The organism is Collinsella aerofaciens (genome assembly GCF_018785265.1).
GTDB lineage: Bacteria > Actinomycetota > Coriobacteriia > Coriobacteriales > Coriobacteriaceae > Collinsella > Collinsella aerofaciens_AI.
This window is the reverse complement of sequence record NZ_WQPK01000008.1, coordinates 14,542-30,519: the sequence shown is the minus strand read 5'-3', so window position 1 is coordinate 30,519 and position 15,978 is coordinate 14,542. Positions and strand designations below refer to the sequence as shown.

Annotated in this window: 19 protein-coding genes and 1 tRNA gene; 5 read left to right on the top strand and 15 right to left on the bottom strand. The window is 63.4% G+C overall.

Annotated elements, in window-relative coordinates:
• Nucleotides 1-15: 15 nt before the first annotated feature.
• From GPK42_RS01375 to GPK42_RS01325, 11 genes are all read right to left on the bottom strand, one after another.
• Nucleotides 16-888, bottom strand: coding sequence for a hypothetical protein (locus tag GPK42_RS01375; RefSeq protein WP_215692981.1), 873 nt, complete (start codon nt 886-888; stop codon nt 16-18).
• A 109-nt stretch (nt 889-997) separates the two neighbouring features.
• A complete protein-coding gene (locus GPK42_RS01370) occupies nt 998-1,474 on the bottom strand; it encodes a single-stranded DNA-binding protein (protein ID WP_215692979.1) in 477 nt (158 codons plus the stop codon).
• The gene (gene mihF / locus GPK42_RS01365) at nt 1,471-1,812 is read right to left on the bottom strand and encodes an integration host factor, actinobacterial type (RefSeq protein ID WP_215692977.1); all 342 of its coding nucleotides are present in this window, start codon (nt 1,810-1,812) and stop codon (nt 1,471-1,473) included. The genes GPK42_RS01370 and mihF overlap by 4 nt, the downstream gene beginning before the upstream one ends.
• Before the next feature lie 3 nt (nt 1,813-1,815).
• The gene (locus GPK42_RS01360; protein ID WP_215692974.1) at nt 1,816-2,802 is read right to left on the bottom strand and encodes a DUF1351 domain-containing protein; all 987 of its coding nucleotides are present in this window, start codon (nt 2,800-2,802) and stop codon (nt 1,816-1,818) included.
• A complete protein-coding gene (bet, locus tag GPK42_RS01355) occupies nt 2,802-3,701 on the bottom strand; it encodes a phage recombination protein Bet (RefSeq protein WP_215692972.1) in 900 nt (299 codons plus the stop codon). Before bet ends, GPK42_RS01360 begins: the two co-directional genes overlap by 1 nt.
• A complete protein-coding gene (locus GPK42_RS01350; protein ID WP_215692970.1) occupies nt 3,694-3,990 on the bottom strand; it encodes a hypothetical protein in 297 nt (98 codons plus the stop codon). Before GPK42_RS01350 ends, bet begins: the two co-directional genes overlap by 8 nt.
• A 14-nt stretch (nt 3,991-4,004) precedes the next feature.
• Complete coding sequence (locus GPK42_RS01345) at nt 4,005-4,454, bottom strand: RusA family crossover junction endodeoxyribonuclease (RefSeq protein WP_215692968.1); 450 nt, start codon at nt 4,452-4,454, stop codon at nt 4,005-4,007.
• Nucleotides 4,455-4,480: 26 nt separating this feature from the next.
• The gene (locus tag GPK42_RS01340; RefSeq protein WP_215692966.1) at nt 4,481-4,816 is read right to left on the bottom strand and encodes a hypothetical protein; all 336 of its coding nucleotides are present in this window, start codon (nt 4,814-4,816) and stop codon (nt 4,481-4,483) included.
• Nucleotides 4,809-5,090 (bottom strand): hypothetical protein, encoded by a 282-nt coding sequence (locus GPK42_RS01335; protein ID WP_215692964.1) that lies wholly within the window; start codon nt 5,088-5,090, stop codon nt 4,809-4,811. The genes GPK42_RS01340 and GPK42_RS01335 overlap by 8 nt, the downstream gene beginning before the upstream one ends.
• A complete protein-coding gene (locus tag GPK42_RS01330; protein ID WP_215692962.1) occupies nt 5,087-5,479 on the bottom strand; it encodes a hypothetical protein in 393 nt (130 codons plus the stop codon). The genes GPK42_RS01335 and GPK42_RS01330 overlap by 4 nt, the downstream gene beginning before the upstream one ends.
• Nucleotides 5,480-5,558: 79 nt before the next feature.
• Nucleotides 5,559-5,822 carry a helix-turn-helix domain-containing protein gene (locus GPK42_RS01325; protein ID WP_275950417.1) on the bottom strand — a complete coding sequence of 88 codons (264 nt, stop codon included), beginning with the start codon at nt 5,820-5,822 and terminating at the stop codon, nt 5,559-5,561.
• A gap of 100 nt (nt 5,823-5,922) precedes the next feature.
• Here GPK42_RS01325 and GPK42_RS01320 point away from each other — a divergent pair, with 100 nt between their 5' ends.
• The 3 genes from GPK42_RS01320 to GPK42_RS10185 all read left to right on the top strand — a co-directional run bounded on the left by GPK42_RS01320 (nt 5,923) and on the right by GPK42_RS10185 (nt 8,485).
• A complete protein-coding gene (locus GPK42_RS01320; protein ID WP_215692958.1) occupies nt 5,923-6,243 on the top strand; it encodes a helix-turn-helix domain-containing protein in 321 nt (106 codons plus the stop codon).
• Nucleotides 6,244-6,246: 3 nt separating this feature from the next.
• Nucleotides 6,247-6,954, top strand: a complete 708-nt coding sequence (locus tag GPK42_RS01315) for a hypothetical protein (protein ID WP_215692956.1) — start codon at nt 6,247-6,249, stop codon at nt 6,952-6,954.
• Between the two features lie 88 nt (nt 6,955-7,042).
• Complete coding sequence (locus tag GPK42_RS10185) at nt 7,043-8,485, top strand: recombinase family protein (RefSeq protein WP_423064370.1); 1,443 nt, start codon at nt 7,043-7,045, stop codon at nt 8,483-8,485.
• Here GPK42_RS10185 and GPK42_RS01305 read toward each other — a convergent pair.
• The 4 genes from GPK42_RS01305 to GPK42_RS01285 all read right to left on the bottom strand — a co-directional run bounded on the left by GPK42_RS01305 (nt 8,444) and on the right by GPK42_RS01285 (nt 12,963).
• A tRNA-Glu gene (locus tag GPK42_RS01305) sits at nt 8,444-8,520 on the bottom strand. The genes GPK42_RS10185 and GPK42_RS01305 overlap by 42 nt on opposite strands.
• Nucleotides 8,521-8,620: 100 nt before the next feature.
• On the bottom strand, nt 8,621-10,798 hold the full coding sequence (locus tag GPK42_RS09975; RefSeq protein WP_252200015.1) for a MurT ligase domain-containing protein: 2,178 nt from the start codon (nt 10,796-10,798) through the stop codon (nt 8,621-8,623).
• 45 nt (nt 10,799-10,843) lie between these two features.
• Complete coding sequence (locus tag GPK42_RS01290; protein ID WP_215692954.1) at nt 10,844-11,887, bottom strand: hypothetical protein; 1,044 nt, start codon at nt 11,885-11,887, stop codon at nt 10,844-10,846.
• Nucleotides 11,887-12,963: a hypothetical protein gene (locus GPK42_RS01285; RefSeq protein ID WP_215692952.1), complete on the bottom strand. Its 1,077-nt coding sequence runs from the start codon at nt 12,961-12,963 to the stop codon at nt 11,887-11,889. The genes GPK42_RS01290 and GPK42_RS01285 overlap by 1 nt, the downstream gene beginning before the upstream one ends.
• Before the next feature lie 500 nt (nt 12,964-13,463).
• On the opposite strand from GPK42_RS01285, the gene GPK42_RS01280 reads away from it, so the two are divergent.
• Together GPK42_RS01280 and GPK42_RS01275 are read left to right on the top strand one after the other, a co-directional pair.
• Entirely contained in the window at nt 13,464-14,687 is a 1,224-nt protein-coding gene (locus tag GPK42_RS01280) for an iron-containing alcohol dehydrogenase (RefSeq protein WP_022093871.1), read from the top strand.
• Nucleotides 14,688-14,765: 78 nt separating this feature from the next.
• A complete protein-coding gene (locus GPK42_RS01275; protein WP_035136918.1) occupies nt 14,766-15,866 on the top strand; it encodes a glycerol dehydrogenase in 1,101 nt (366 codons plus the stop codon).
• The last annotated feature ends 112 nt before the right edge of the window (nt 15,867-15,978 follow it).

The following is a 15,978-nucleotide window of genomic DNA, read 5'->3' as shown; positions in this document are numbered from 1 at the left end:
TCTCGTCGTCCAAGCTCATGACGCCCTCCTCTCGCATGCGGCCCTCGCATCCAACAGACGCCGCGCGTCCTGGTACGCCTTGAGCGCCACCGGATCGGCGGTCGTCCCCCTCGGGGCCTTCACCTTCGCCGGGTCGATGCCCGGATGTTCCTCGCGCCACCTGCGCTCGAGCTCCGCCCTCGTCTGCTCGGGCGTCCTCGTCGGCTTGAACGTGGCCGCCTCGACCTCCGAGGCGGTGGGCTTGCCCCTCGCTCGGTCGTCGGCGTCGATGCGCTTCTGGCGCCTGGACCAGTCGAGTGCGAGGGCGCCCCAGTTGCTCACCGGCTGGCCGTTGCCCTTGACCCAGCCCTGCGACTCGAAGTAGGCCCAGAAGGCGTCCGGGTCGCCGCTCAGGCAGTTGGCGCCGAAGTAACCGCGGGCCTCATCGAGGGTCGGCGGCTCGAACTCGGACGGTGCGGCGGGGGCATCGCCCCCATCACAGGACAGCTCAGCACAATCCAGTTCAGGACAGGACAGGACAGGACAGGTTAGGTTAGGGTTTTCACTTTCCGAAACCTGCGTTTCGGGTTTGTCGGAAACTGGTTTCCCGTTTGAAAAACCTAGGTTTTCACTTTCCGAAACCTGCGTTTCGGGTTTGTCGGAAACTGGTTTCTTGCGCGGGCGGCCGCCCTTGCCGCCCCTGCCGCGCGCGTCCTTGGAGTTGTCGATGGCGTTCTTCATCGCCTTGAAAACGCGGCGGAGGTGCTTCGGAAGGTCGGCCTCGACGCCGTGCAGCCCGTACATCATGATCGCGTCGGCGAGCATCGCGCGGTCGCGCAGGTCCTCGGGGTCGCTCGCGTCGAAGTCGTCGTAGACCTCGGCGAAGCTGTCGAACACGGTAAAGGCCATCAGAACCACCCCCATAGAAGCGAAGAGAAGAACAGGAAACCCGCGGAGAAGGAGGCGGCGAACAGGGCCGCCTCCCAGTGGTCGCGGATGATGTCGGGTACGTGCCTCATCAGAACGGCACGTCCTCGTCGTAGAACTCGGACTGCGGGACCGCGGCGTAGGCCTGCTGGGCGCTCCACTGCGGCGCGGCCTGCGCCTGTGGCTGCATGGGCACCGTATCCGCGAGGCTCTGCTGCGGCTGGGCCTGCGTCTGCCCCTCACGGCGCACCATGACCTCGATCTCGTCGACGATAACCTCGAGCTTGCTGCGCTTCTGGCCGTCGCGCTCCCAAGAGCTGTAGCGCAGCTTGCCCTCGATCGCGACCTTCATCCCCTTGGCGAGGAAACGGCCAACGGCCTCGGCGCGGTTGCCGAACATGGTGCAGTCGACGAAGTTGGGGTAGTCCTCCCACTCGCCGGTCTGCGCGTTGCGGCGGCGGTCGTTTACCGCCACGCCAAAGGACAGGACCTGCGTCCCGCCGGCGGTGGCGCGCAGCTCGGGGTCGCGGGTGAGGTTGCCGCTGATGTTCACTCGGTTGATGCTCACTGCCCGTCCTCCTTCGCGGTCATGCAGCCCTTGATGGCATCGACGAGGCGCGGCCCCTGCATGTAGCCCAGGCCGCTCACGCGGCGGCCGTTGCGGATATGGCACACCTCGACGATCTTCTGCGCCGTGACCGGGCCGATGCCCGGGAACGAGCGGGCGAACTCCTCGACCTTGAGCTTTGCCGCGATGGGTGCCTCGATGGCGACCTCGGGCGGGATGTTCCCCGCCTTGCAGGCGGCCTTGAACGCGGCGCGCTCGCGGCGCGTGTGGATGGCCTTGGCCATCGCCTCCTTGCGCTGCTCCGGCGTTCGGAGCGGCGGTAGGTTCTTCTCCTCCATGTCCTACATCCTCTCGACGTATCCGTGAATGTCGTTGTCGACCATGACGGCCCTCACGCGACGCAGCTCGTCTGCCGTGGCGCACTCGATGACCACGCGGTAGCCCCTCTGCGGTGCTGGGGCTGCATCCTCGGCCACATCCGGCTCGGGGCGCGACGGAACCACCCGCACACACCTCGGCACGCCCAAGGGCGGCTCAGGTTCATCGGCGGGCATCGGCTCGGGCTCGGGCGGCAGCGGCGCGGGCTCCGGCTCGGGCTCCGGTGCGGGCGCCGTCGCCTGCTCGTAGGTCGACACGAGCGCGGCGGCCTTTGCTACCTCCTCGCGGTGCGCAGCGACAGCCGCCGCCACCTCGCCCGAGTCCATTGGCAGCGTCCTCGTCCACCACGCCACGGCCCACGCCTTCTCGTCCTCGTCGGCGTAGTCGAGCCCGTTGACGAACTTGAACTGGTGCAGGAGTTCGCCCACCCGGCGCTCGATGATGTTCTTGGCCTTGACCTCGCCGAAGCTCGCGTTGAGCCACCTGTCGTCGGCGATGCGCTCGTAGGGCACCAAAGGCCCCATCTCGCCCGCGAGGTCGTAGTAGTGGCCCTTGAGCGCGGCGAGGCGGCGGGCCCTGCACTCGCCGTCGTAGCGGTCGATTTCGGCCTTGTACTCATCGGAGAGCGCGTCGATGGGCGCCGTGATCTCGCCGATGGTCTTGTCGAACGTCTTGAGCAGGTCGCTGTACTTCTTCTTCGCGGCCTTGCGCTGCGCCTCGATAGGCTTCTTCACGTCGTTGACCGCCGCGCGGTACTTCTTCGCCGCCTTGAAGTCCTCGTCCTTCTCGATGCGCTTGACGTCCGCGTAGTCCGCCAGCTTCTCATCGACGTTCTTCTTGAGCTTCGCCAGCTTGTCCTCGAGCGTGTCGTCGATGGCGAGCGACGCCACCAGCGTGTCGAAGTCCTCCTCGAGCGGCACGGCCTCGACTGCCAAAACCTCGTCTGCCATTAGAAGCCTCCCAGCAGGTCGTCGTCGGTCTCATACTCGGCGGGCGCGGGCTCATAGGCGGACGCGGGCTCCAGCTCGGGTGCGGCGGGCTCGGGCTGCGCCTTGCGTGCCGCGATCTCCTCCTCCATCCACGAGGCCGCGCGGCGCGCCTGCATGAGCGTCATGTCGTGCATGGAGCCCGACGTGCAGCCCACGGCGGCGCAGATGGCCGCCATGGCCCCGGCGCTGTCGAGCCCGGTCGCCGCCATGAACGGCTTGAACAGGTCGCGCACGGGCTGCAGGTCCGCCACGGGCTCGACGCTCTCGGCCTTGACGGTACGGGCGCCGGCGCCCATGTCGCGCTCGACCTTCTGGTCCATCTCCTCGCCCGTGTACATCCCGCCGAACTCGTCGGGGTAGGCAAGGCGCCACGCGCCGGCCTTGGCGCACTTCTCGATCATGACGCCCGGCATCTTCGCCCAGTTGCTCTTGCCCGTGTTGTAGTCGGTGAGCGCCAGCTCCACGTAGGCCGGCTCCTTGCCGTCGGTGAACTGGACCTCGGCCCAGCCGCCGAGAAGCTGCTCGCCCACCTGCTTGTAGACGGCGCTGCCGCGCTTCTTGACGATCTGCCCCTCGCGCATCACCACGACGCCGCTCTTGATGCCGCCGTAGCTCTCCTGGCGGTTGGCGCGGCGGTTGAACACCTGGTAGGCGGTGATGATGCTCGCCGGCGCGCTGCCGTACTTGACCAGGTACACCTCCTTGGTGAACGGGTTCAGGTGCTGGCGGTTGCAAAGCTCCACGCAAAGCGCCAGCTCGCTGTCGGTCGCGTTGGGGCACAGGCGCTCGCGGATGTCCTGCGAGGTGAACTTGACGGGCATGCCCGCATCGTCCTTGAACTCGATAATCTCGTTACTCATCGACGCTCACCTCGCATCCGTAGAGCTTGGAGATCGTTGCGACGGCGCCGCTCTCGGCGTAGGTGTCCTCGCACTTCTTGCCGTACGCGATGATGGCGGCAAGGAAGTCGCGGTCGAACTCGATGGGCTCCTCGTCCATCAGTACGGGCGCGACCGCCATGCCGTAGGCGACGCCGCGAAGCACCGCGGGGTCGACCTTCTCCTCGAGCGCCTCGGCGTTGAGCTCCGTGTTGATGAGGACGTTGCCCACGGCCTGCACCATGAGCTTCTTGAATGCCTTTCGCTTCATTTCATTCTCCGTTTCTACTTTTTCTCTTCGGCTGGGTCTGTCCAGCCGCGATATACCTGTATGTCCATGTGCGGCTCGATGCCGCGCCGACGGGGCCACTTGACCACGTGGACCTCGGCCACCTGGCTGTCGTCGCCCCAGACCGCCCCGTTCATCCCGTCCATCACGAGCTTGGCGATGTTGTCCGCGTCCGGCTTGAACGTGTTCGGTTCCGACGTGACGCGCTTCGGCCTCGACACGGGCAGCGGCTCGTACACGTCGATGCGCACCGCGACGGGCACCCTGAACGGGAACAGCAGCCCCTTGAGCTCCGGGTACGCCCCCCGCATGGCCCCGAGCGCCGCGTCGCGGATGGCGGCCTCGTTGCGGATGGTCTCGTTTGGCGTGTACATCCGGGCGTGCCTGCGGTCGAGCCTGTGGCGCTGCTTGCCCGCGATCTTCTCCAGCTCGAGCTTGAAGGTCATGGAGCGCTCCTTGTGCCTGACCCAGCTCATGCCGTGAACCCGTCGGACTGGCTGCGGTGCTTGTTGAAGGCGTCCTTGAGGCTGGGGTAGCGCGACTCCATGATTCGGGCGAAGGACGGCGCGAGGCCGTTGCGCACGCCCACGTGCAGCTCGTTTCGGACCATGTTCACGAGGTAGTTGGCGCTCACGTAGCCTTTTTTGGAAAGCCTCACGGCGTTCTCGACCATGTAGTTCCATGCGCCGGGGTTCTCGTCAATCCAGCGGCGCGCGTCCTCCGCGTCCGCCTCGCCCTTGGCCCCGAGGCCGAATATCTCGAGCTGGCCGCTCTGGGGCTTGGGGTTGTAGCGCTCGTCGTTACGCATGGACGCCCACCGCCTCATAGGCAGCTTGGGCGCTGTGCACCGCGCCGTCCATGGTCGGGATAATCCAGAGCCACAGCAGCGCGCACATGGCGAGCGCCGTCACGGTGATGCCGACCAGAAGCCCGGCCCTGAAGGCGTCCCTCTGCCTGTCTGCCCGCTCCTGCGCTGGCAGGCGGTAGCCCTCGCGTGCTACGATGCGGGGAGTCCTGTTGGACGTGCGGGCGCTCTTGGTGTGGTTGCTGGGGGTGCCCGCGTATCTGTTTTGAGGGGTCATTCTTCCTCCGTTTCCTCGTCCTCGACTTTCAAAAAGTTTTCGTTGATTTGCTTTTTTGCGCGATATTTGCGGCTGTAGAGCCGCTGGCGCTCCTTGTTCGCCTTGTCCTCCCTCCTCACCTCCTCCTCCATCGCCCGCACCTGCTCGGCGATCTCGGCGGCGCGCTGCTCCCTTGTGCAGGAGACGCACCAACCCGTCCGGTTCGACAGCGGCTTGAAGGTCTCCCTGCCGCACTTGGGGCAGAGCCAGCGCTTGCGGAGTGAGAGTCCGTAGCGGTGCGCCTGCACTTCAATGGCCGTCACCGATTTGCCGAGGGCCTCGGCTATGGCCACGGCCCCGTCCCCGGCGTGCTCCTCGAGGTAGCGGACTTCGCTGCTCGTCCACGTCATTACGCCCGGCGTCCCTTCCAAGTCTTGAAGCGGCGCTGCAACTTCCGGCGCATGATGTCGAGCCTTTGGTTGCGGGGCATTACGCCACCGCCTTCTTGATAAGGCGCTCGTTCGAGCGAGCCATGAGGTAGTCGAGGCTGCAGTCGAAGATGTCGGCCATCGAGATGAGCAACGTGCTCTTGATGGGCGTACGACCGGCCTCCCAGTCCTTCACCGAGTCGCGGGAAACCTCGAGCTCGTCGGCAAGGTCCTGCTGGGACATGCCCAAGCGGACTCGCTCCGATGCGATGTTGTCTTCATCCTTGTCTCCTTTCTGATTAAGTGCCCGTTTTGGGTACCTCATGAGGGAACTATACCCCCATTATGGGGATGTAGCAAGAAGATATATTGATAAAAGTCCCCATTTTGGGTATCTTCGTGCTAAGGCAGAAAGGAACGCGTCCATGGAACTCAAGCTATACAGGCGCATGAACGGCCTCACCCAGGAGCAGGTAGCCGACTACCTCGGTATCCCGAAAAAGACGTACCAGAACTACGAGCGCGAGGTCCGCGACCCTGACTCGGACGTTCTCTGCGCTTTGGCTGACCGCTATGGAATCACGCTCGACGAGCTGGTCGGGCGGAATGACGACGGTCCCGACCTTGCGCTCATCTCCAATGACGAGCGTGACCTCATTGACACATATCGAGGGCTAACCGCGCCCTATAAGAAGGTTCTATTGGTAACCGCCCACGAACTGCGGGCGGCACAAGGGAAGGAGTAAGAGATGATCACACGCAGGACGTTCCTGGCCGCCATGGCCACGGCCTCGCTCATCCCGTTGGCGGGGTGCTCGAGCGGCCAGCAGCCCGGTTCCGGGCAGCAGTCCTCCGGAGAGGCGAAGGAGGTCGAGGCGAAAAACGGCCCCGAGCCGCTGGAGATAACGGAGTCCGGCTGGTCGGTGGTCGGCGACGGGTGGGTCTACTACGGCTTCGCGCTGAAGAACCCCAACAAGGACGTCGAGGCCCAGATGCCTACGGTGACGATAACGGGCAAGGCCGAGGACGGCTCCATCGTCTTCTCCGACAAGCAGACCCTGTTCGTCGTCCTCCCCGGTGAGACCGTACACTACGGTTTCCAGGCGGGAAACGGCACCGCCCCCGCAACGGTCGAGTTTAAGGCGAATGAGCCGAGCTGGGTAGACAGCCAGACGCTGGACGAAGACGTCTTTACCGTATCGAACACGGCTGAGGTACCTGACTCGTACGGCGGCGTCTCGTACACAGGCGAGTTGACCGCCAACTACGATCTGGACAAGAAGCAGTACAGCCAGGTCGCCGTCTCCGTGATTGCTCGCGACGCCTCCGGGGCCATTAACTACGGAAACACGACGTTCGTCGATACCCCGTCCAAGGGCGAGTCCGAGCCGTTCGAGATTTCCTGCTTCAACATGCCCGAGCACTCCTCGTTCGAGGTATACGCCCAGGTCTGGTAGCGGCAAAGTGAAACCCCGCAGGTCGAAGCGCGCCAACGCTGCTGCGGGGTTTACCAGATAGCCGCCCGTTTGGAGGGCATCCTAGATTATGCCAGAAGATATAAAGACCGCCGTCATATACGCCCGCTTCTCGTGCTCGAAGCAGCGCGAGGCCTCGATTGACGACCAGCTGCGCGTCTGCCGCGACTGGTGCGCGCGCGAGGGCTACGCCATTGTAGGGGAGTACTCCGACTACGCCATGAGCGGCCGCAGCGACGACCGCCCCCAGTTCCAGAAGATGATTGCCAACGCGGGCGAGTCGGACATCGTGCTCGTGTACATGATGGACCGCTTCTCGCGCGACGAGTACGACGCGCCCGCGTACAAGCACGAGCTGCGCAAGAAGGGCGTCGAGGTCGTGTCGGCCATGGAGGCCATGCCGGACGGCCCCGAGCGCATCCTGATCGAGAAGATTTACGAGGGCCTCGCGGCCGTGGAATCGGTCAAGACCTCCATGAGGACGAGGCGCGGGATGGAGGGCAACGCCCTCAAGTGCAAGACGAACGGCGTGCGCGTCTACGGTTACGGCCGCAACGATGACGACGAGTACGTGGTGAACGAGGACGAGGCCGCGATAGTGCGCGAGGCGTTCCGGCGCTCCTGCGACCACGAGCCGGTCGACTCCATCGCCAGCGACCTCGCGCGGCGCGGCGTGACCACGAGGACGGGCAGGCCGTGCGGCTACTCGATGGTGTACCAGATGCTCCACAACAGGAAGTACACGGGCTTCTACTCGTGGGGAGGCATAGAGGTGGAGGGCGGCATGCCCCAGATTATCGACAAGGCGACCTTCGCGATGGCCCAGGAGGTAAAGCCGAAGAAGCGCCGGGCCTCGGAGGACTGGGGCACGTTCGCGCTGTCCGGCAGGGCGATCTGCTCGGAGTGCGGCCACAACATGGCCGGGACGTCGGGCCGTGGCAAGAAGAACGTCAAGTACGAGTATTACGGCTGCCGCTGCGGGGCCAAGCCCGTCCGGCGCGACTGGCTCGAGCACGAGCTGGCCGAGGCCATCAGGGGGATGCTGCGCGACCGCGAGACGGCCCTCCGCATATCCCACATGCTCTGGGACGAGCCGGAGCCGGAGATAGCCGACGCGCGCAGGCGGGCCATGGCGTCGAAGCGCAAGGCCGAGAACGGCCTCCAGAACATCATGGCCGCTATCGAACAGGGTATCGTGATGCCGGAGTTCACCGACCGCATAGCACAGCTTCAGGCCCAGAAGGCCCGCGCCGAGCGCGATCTGGCCTCCTATGACGAGGCCCGCATCGACCCCGAGGAGTTCGCGGACTTCCTCCAGTGCGGCGGCGGGATGGACGACGCGGCCGTGCTCGATTCGTTTGTATATCAGGTGATGGTGACGCCGGAGGAGTGCGTGGCCACGCTCTACTGCGACGATGAACGCAACGAACCCGCACGACTAAGCATCGCACGGGTTCGCACATTTTCGGGTTGGTGCCCCCAGCGGGATTCGAACCCGCGATATCCACCTTGAAAGGGTGGCGTCCTTGGCCGCTAGACGATGGGGACAGCGGGAAAAAGTATAGCAGACTTTTTTAGCCGTTCACATATCGTTGGCAAACTGAAAAACCACCACAAAGGTGCCTGTCCCCTTTGTGGTGGTGAGGTGCTAGGGGAGGAGCTTCATGGCGGCGTCGTGGGCGGCGTGCTCGTAGGTGTCGTCGAGGGGCTTGAGCGGCAGCAGGGCGGCGGCCTGTGCATCGCCACGGTGCTCGAGGGCATGGGCGATCAGCCAGTCGGCGAGTTCGGGGTTTTTGGGCAGCGCCGGCCCGTGCAGGTACGTGCCGATGACGCCCTTGTAGATCAGACCCTCAAAGCCATCGTCGCCGTTGTTGCCGGTGCCCGTGACGACGGACGTTCCGAGCGGCGTGGCATCGGCGTCCAAAAGCGTGCGGCCGCCATGGTTCTCGAATCCCACAAAGGGCTCAGGTGCCAGATCGGTTTTGACGGCTACGTTGCCGATCAGGCGATCGGAGCCACGTACGGTTTCGGCGGCAATGACGCCCAGGCCCTCGATGCGATCCTCACCCATATAGTACGAACGGCCGAGCAGCTGATAGCTGCCACAGATGGCAAGCAGCGAGCCGCCATCCTCAACATAGGCCGCGACCTTGTCTTTTTGGGCGAGCAGCTCGTGTGCCACGGCTAGCTGGTCGCGGTCGGAGCCGCCACCCATCATGACGATATCGGCATCGGTCAAATCAAGCGTTTCGCCCATACGGACCTCGTCCACGCGCACGGGAATGCCGCGCCAGACGCAGCGGCGCTCGAGCGCGATAACATTGCCGCCGTCGCCGTAGAGGTTAAGGGCATCGGGATACAGGTAGACGATGCGCAGCGGGCGCGAAAGCTCGACTGGCGCGATGCTGACAGGAAGAGCGCTGCCGTCGGCACGGGCTACGGCGCGCCCGGCAACAGCGTCGGCGGTGGCGCCTTTCAGCCCGTCGAGCTCCTTGACCAGCGGCGGGAAGGCCGTGTAGTTGGCGACGGCGTAGAAGGTGTCATTGGCGGCCTCGTCTGCCACGGCGCCAATTGCCTGCGCGACGTCCGAGATAATCGCGGCATCGATGCCGGCGTACTTGAGGCGTACCTGCATGTCGTGCGCACGCGTGCCTCCGGCAAAGGCGACAAGACCCGGTGTGTCGGCGATGCGCTCGAAGTCGACGTCGTAGATCCACGAGACATCGTGGCCGTCGGCGTCGTTGTCGTTCAGGAAGAAGGCGCAGAGCCTGCCGCCTGCCGTTTTAATGGACTGGATCTGGCGATCGAAGCCCACGGGATTTTTGGCCAGGTTTGCCTCGACGGTACGGCCGGCGATCTCCCAGCGGCCCATACGTCCGCCGGCGGGGACGTAGGCATCGAGCGTAGGCTGTAGAAACGCCGTGTCCACGCCCAACTCGCGTGCGGCAAAGAAGGCGGCGGCAACGTTATAGACCATGTACAGACCGTTGTAGCGTGTGGCGATGTGTACGGCAGCCGCGTCGGGCGCAGATCCAAAGACCAGGTCGAAGCCGTAGCCGTCGCAGCCGAGCTTCACGCCCGTCACACGGCGGACCAGTGCGGGGCGTGCCCAACCGCACGAGGGGCAATGGTATGCGCCAAGCTGGCCGTATTGCACGTAGTCATACTCCAGCGGCGCGTTGCACTGTGAGCAAAAGCGCGAGTCGCTAATACGGTCGGACTCGGTGTTGGTGGCGCCGTCGATGCCAAAGGCAATACTCGCATTGGGAACGCGCGCGGCAATCGAGGCGCACAGCGGGTCGTCGGCGTTGTAGATGAGCGTCGTTGCCGGCGAACGCTCCAACGCGTGGGCGATGACCTCCTGGGTGTGATCGATCTCGCCATAGCGATCTAGCTGGTCGCGGAACAGGTTGAGCAGCACAAAGTACGTCGGCTTGAGCTTGGGCAGAACGCGTACGGTGTAAAGCTCATCGCACTCAAAAACGCCCACGCGCTTGCCGCTGCTGGTGTGTTTAAGGTCGCCGCGGGCCTCGAGCAGAGCACCTACCACACCAGGCTCCATATTGTTGCCGGCACGGTTGCACACCACGGCAGCACCGCTGGCAGCAACGGCGTCGGCGATGAGGTTGGAAGTGGTGGTCTTGCCATTAGTACCCGTAATCACCACGCTGCGGTCGACAAGGCCAGCGAGGTCGCTCAGCAACTCGGGGTCGATCTTCATGGCGATGCGGCCGGGGAGTACGCCGCCCTGGCGCTTAAGGACGGAGCGCAGCCCCCAGCGAGCGATATCGCTCGAGGTGCAGGCAAGAGATGAGCGGAGGTTCATGAAACCGTTCCTAACGTAAACGACATGGTCGGGTCGAGTGCGTCACTAAAATCCGTAGCGGCGCGCAAATTCCTGGGCAAGCTGCGATACATCTTCGCAGGCGTTGGCCCAGGGGGCAAAGTCGGGAGTGTCCGAGATAATACCGTCCGCTTCCCAAACGGCCTGGTGCGAAAGATCCCAGGGATCGTGTGGCTCGGGCCGGCAGGGAAGGTACGGTGTCTGGTACATGGGGTTCAGTAAGAAGAACGCGCCACCCTCGCAGCGGTTGGCGAACTCACGCAGCGCGCGTGTCGCCGGGCGCATCTTGTTTGTTTTGAACAGCAGAATCGTGCGGGCGAGCAGATACCAAGGAGAGTTCTCGAGGGCATCGGCCCCCATCTGCTCCTCGAGCTGGTGGGCCAGGGCAAAAAAGCCGTCCTCGTCTTCCAAGCGAGCGAGGGCGAGTAACACGGTGCCTGCCGCTCGGGTGGGATAGCCTTCCGCCTTAAGAACACGGCGAGAATAGTTGACGGCAGCACGGTAGCGGGCGCTCGCCATGCACAGCTGCGAGATGGCCTCGAGTGTGTGAAGCCACCCGATAAGCGCCGGCTCGCTCACGGTGAGCTCTGCCGCCGTCACGCCGTCCGTCAAAACTTTGTTGGCCCAGTAGTGCGGGGCCTCCATATCGAACCCGGGCACGCTTTGCTGCAGGTAATCGGCCGTGGTTGCCTCGAGCTTCATCAGGTCGCCCAGGCAGGCGTCAACGGGTGTGTCGGCCAGGATGATGGCGAGCAGCTGCGCGTCGACGGTCAGTGCGTCGACGCGGACAATCTTGAGCAGCTCATCGCGCATGTCGTCGAACAGGCGATTGCGCGTCTGCTCAAACTCCTCGTCGCTGCCCATATCTTCGATGCGATGGAGCTCGTCGAGCAGGTGGCGATGAACACCGGCATAGGACAGCAGCGCCTGGGCATGCTCGGACTGCGCGTACTTTTGGGGATTCGCACTAATGTCGTTATGGACAAGCTCGCGTGCTGCATCGGTGAGCTCGGGGTGCGACGCAACGTAGGCGCGCTCCAGGTAGGCGGGGATGTAGACGCTCGGATCCATTAGAGGTCTCCTCCCTTAAACGGCAAACCCTGCTCGGCCGCCCGCAGTATGCGCACATCGATTTGGGAACGCACGATATCGTTGGTGGCGACCCAGGCGGCAAAGCTGGCGTTGTCGGGGGCGCCCAGGCCCTCCTGCAGTACCGGCGTCGCCTCGGATAGCGCAAGGACAAGCTCGTCGGTGGAGCCCGCACCTACGTTGACGCGGGCATAGACGCCATCGGGAAACTCGGTTTGGAAGTAGAGCGCCTCGGCCGCGTGCGGACACGAGCGTGCAAGGATACGCAGGTAGTGCTCGGCGCCCTCGTAGTCCAGCTCGCGCCAGGCTGCGCTCATCAGTGCGATGAGCGTCCACGGGTCCAAGTCGCGCTCTGCATCCTTGGGACGGCGGCGCAGCGGGGTATTCGCGAGGTACGGCACGGAGTGTGCGGAGCGAAAGCGCTTGAGCTCCTCGGCGGGGTATTCGAGCTTTGCCATGGCGAGCATCGCGGTGTGGCGGACACCAGCGGGGTCGTTGGGCGCAAAGTCGAAGCTGCGATTTGCGGCTTCGAGCGACATGCGATAGCGGCCGCTAATGAGGGCGCGCGATGCCAAGGCGGCAAGCCAGCGCAGATAGGGGCGGCGCATAAGGTCGCCTGCGGCCTCGCGCTCGTAGGGGTCCTGAGCCGAGGCGATCTTGAGCGCCAGATCGTGCTCCACCTCGTCGCACTTGGACACCAGGTACTGTACGTATTCCTCGTTGGATTCTGCGGTGAGGGCCGTCAGCATGCGCTGGGCATCCCAGTTGGCCGGATCGAGTGCGGCAGCCTCGCGGAGCATGTTCTCGGCAGCTGCCTCTTCCTGCTCTGCCTGGGCATCGTCAGGGATAAAGGGAATGCGGTAGTCGACGGCTTCGACCACCTTGGCAATGAGGTGCCCGGCGCGGTCACGGTCGTGCACGATGAGTGGTGCGGGGTTGCGGGTGAATTGTTCCATCAGACGCTCTACGGCGGCAGCGTCGGTGAGCGGGATATTGTCGCGGCGCAAGGCCTCAAGAACGAGGCGATGGCAATCCTCTTGAATGGGATCGAATGCCATGGGGCCTCCTTTGCTGCGGTTAGGGTTCAAATGTCTCTATATAAGGTTCTAGTTTACCCGCATGTGGCACACCGGGGGTGCCGCACTTGGACGTGCACCTTTGCACCACGAAGACGGATGTCGCACAAATGTCGGCACCTTGGACGACTGAGTGGTATCACGGTGCCGCAAACGGTCGATTTTTGGCGGCGAACGGGGCGCATTTTGGAGGGGCACAGTCCTGCCCGGGATATGTGGTCAACCTTGATAAAACGTTTGCCCAGCTTGGGAGTATGGATGCCGCACAAGGGTCTTCAGGGATAGAAAAAACGTTTCATCATTGTTGGCTTTAGGTGAATAACTGACCAACCAGAACGGTAAAATAGTGCTTGTCTGAGCGTTGAGACGTTTAGACATCGCGCATTGTCATCGCCGGCAACGCGCAAACCGGTCCTAACGGAGCCAATTGGGTGCTCCGTTATATACGCAAGTCTAAGAGGGGCTTGTTTAGGAGGCACAGTATGGGACGTTTTACCAATCCTCGCGATCTGTACTTTGGTGAGGGCGCTCGCCACGAGGTAAAGAACCTCAAGGGTAAGAAGGCCATCATCGTTTCTGGCGGCAGCTCTATGCGCCGCGGCGGGTTCCTGCAGGACGTTGAGGCCGACCTCAAAGAGGCCGGCATGGAGGTCAAGCTGTTCGAGGGCGTCGAGTCCGATCCCTCCATCGAGACCGTCATGAAGGGCGCAGCCGCTATGCGCGACTTCGAGCCCGACTGGATCGTTGCTATCGGCGGCGGTTCGCCCATCGATGCTGCTAAGGCCATGTGGGTCTTCTACGAGTATCCCGAGGAGTCCTTCGACAACATTATCCAGCCGTTCAGCTTCCCCGAGCTGCGTCAGAAGGCTCACTTCTGCGCCATCTCCTCTACCTCCGGTACCGCTACCGAGGTCACCGCATTCTCCGTCATCACGGATTACGAAAAGGGCATCAAGTACCCGCTGGCCGACTTCAACATCACCCCTGATGTCGCCATCGTCGACCCCGAGCTCACCTACACCATGCCCGCCAAGCTGTGCGCTCACACCGGCATGGATGCTCTGACCCACTGCATGGAGGCCTACGTTTCCACCTGCGCCTCTATGTTCACCGACGCCAATGCTCTGCACGGCATCCGCGAGATCGTCGAGTGGCTGCCCAAGTCCTATGCTGGCGACCATGAGGCCCGTCAGCACATGCACGAGGCTCAGTGCATCGCCGGTATCGCCTTCTCCTCGGGCCTGCTCGGCATCGTTCACTCCATGGCTCACAAGACCGGTGCTGCCTTCGAGAACGGCCACATCATCCACGGTGCCGCTAACGCCATGTACCTGGGCAAGGTCATCCAGTGGAACTCCAAGGATCCCCGTGCTGCCGAGCGTTACGCTTACGTGGCCAAGGAGATCCTGCACCTTCCCGGCGAGACCAACGAGGAGCTCATCGCTGCACTCGTCCAGAAGATTCGCGACCTCAACGACCAGCTCAACATTCCGCAGTCCATCAAGGATTACGCGAATGGTGGCGTGAAGGTCGACGCCGAGAACCCGCAGATGGTTTCCGAGGAGGAGTTCCTCGCCAAGCTGCCCGAGATCGCCGCGAACGCCGAGCAGGACGCCTGCACGCCCGAGAACCCGCGTGAGACCAAGGCTGCCGACTTCGAGAAGATCCTCAAGGCCTGCTACTACGACACCGATATCGATTTCTAATCGACTCTTGTTATCGTAACGAGGGGCTCCGCACGTATCTGTACGGAGCCCCTTTCTTTTTTAGAGAATGGGATAGTTATGGCTGCAATTTTCAATAGCCCCAGCAAGTACATCCAGGGTCCGGACGAGCTCGCCAAGCTCGGCTCCTATGTCGAGCCGCTCGGCGCTAAGGCCCTCGTCATCGTGACGCCTTCGGGCAAGAAGCGCGTCGGTGCCAAGATCGAGGGCGGCTTTGCCGAGGCTAAGGCCGAGCTGCTGTTTGAGGACTTTAACGGCGAGTGCTCCAAGGGCGAGGTCGATCGCCTGGTTGCGCTCGCTCGCGACAACGGTTGCGACATCATCGTCGGCGTCGGTGGCGGCAAGATCCTCGACACCGCGAAGGCCGTCGCCTACTACCTGGAGTCCCCGGTCATCATTTGCCCCACCATTGCTTCGACCGATGCCCCGTGCTCGGCGCTTTCGGTGCTTTATACCGATGACGGCCAGTTCGACAAGTATCTCTTCCTTAAGGCAAACCCCAATATCGTCCTTATGGATACGACGGTTATCGCGGCGAGCCCGGTGCGCCTGACGGTTTCCGGTATGGGCGATGCGCTCGCAACCTATTTCGAGGCCCAGGCGACGCACGATGCCGACGGCGGCACCTGCGCTGGCGGCAAGGGCGGCATGGCCGGCCTGGCGCTCGCCAAGCTCTGCTACGAGACGCTTATGGCCGATGGCGTCAAGGCCAAGGTCGCGCTGGAGAAGGGTGCGCTCACGCCTGCCGTCGAGCATATCATCGAGGCCAATACGCTGCTTTCGGGCATTGGCTTTGAGAGCTCGGGCCTTGCTGCTGCTCATGCCATCCACAATGGCCTGACGATGCTGCCCGAGTGCCACGGCATGTATCACGGCGAGAAGGTCGCCTTCGGCACCATCGTCCAGCTGGTGCTCGAGGATGCCCCGACCGAGAAGCTCGAGGAAGTCTTGGGCTTCTGCATTGAGCTGGGCCTGCCGGTCACGATGAAGGAACTTGGCGTTGCCGAGCTTACGCGCGAGCAGGCCATGATTGTTGCCGAGGCCGCCTGCGCGCCCGAGGACACCATGTGCAACATGCCCTTTGAGGTGACGCCCGAGATGGTCGCAAACGCCATTCTGGGTGCAGACGCACTGGGCCACTACTATCTCATGGATGAGTAAATCAAGCTAAGGAAGGGGCAAAGCCAACAGATGGCTTTGCCCCTTTTTTCTATGGTGCAAAGGGGCAAGGTTACTTTGCACCAATCGTTGTTTGATGAAGGTCGGATTCTCG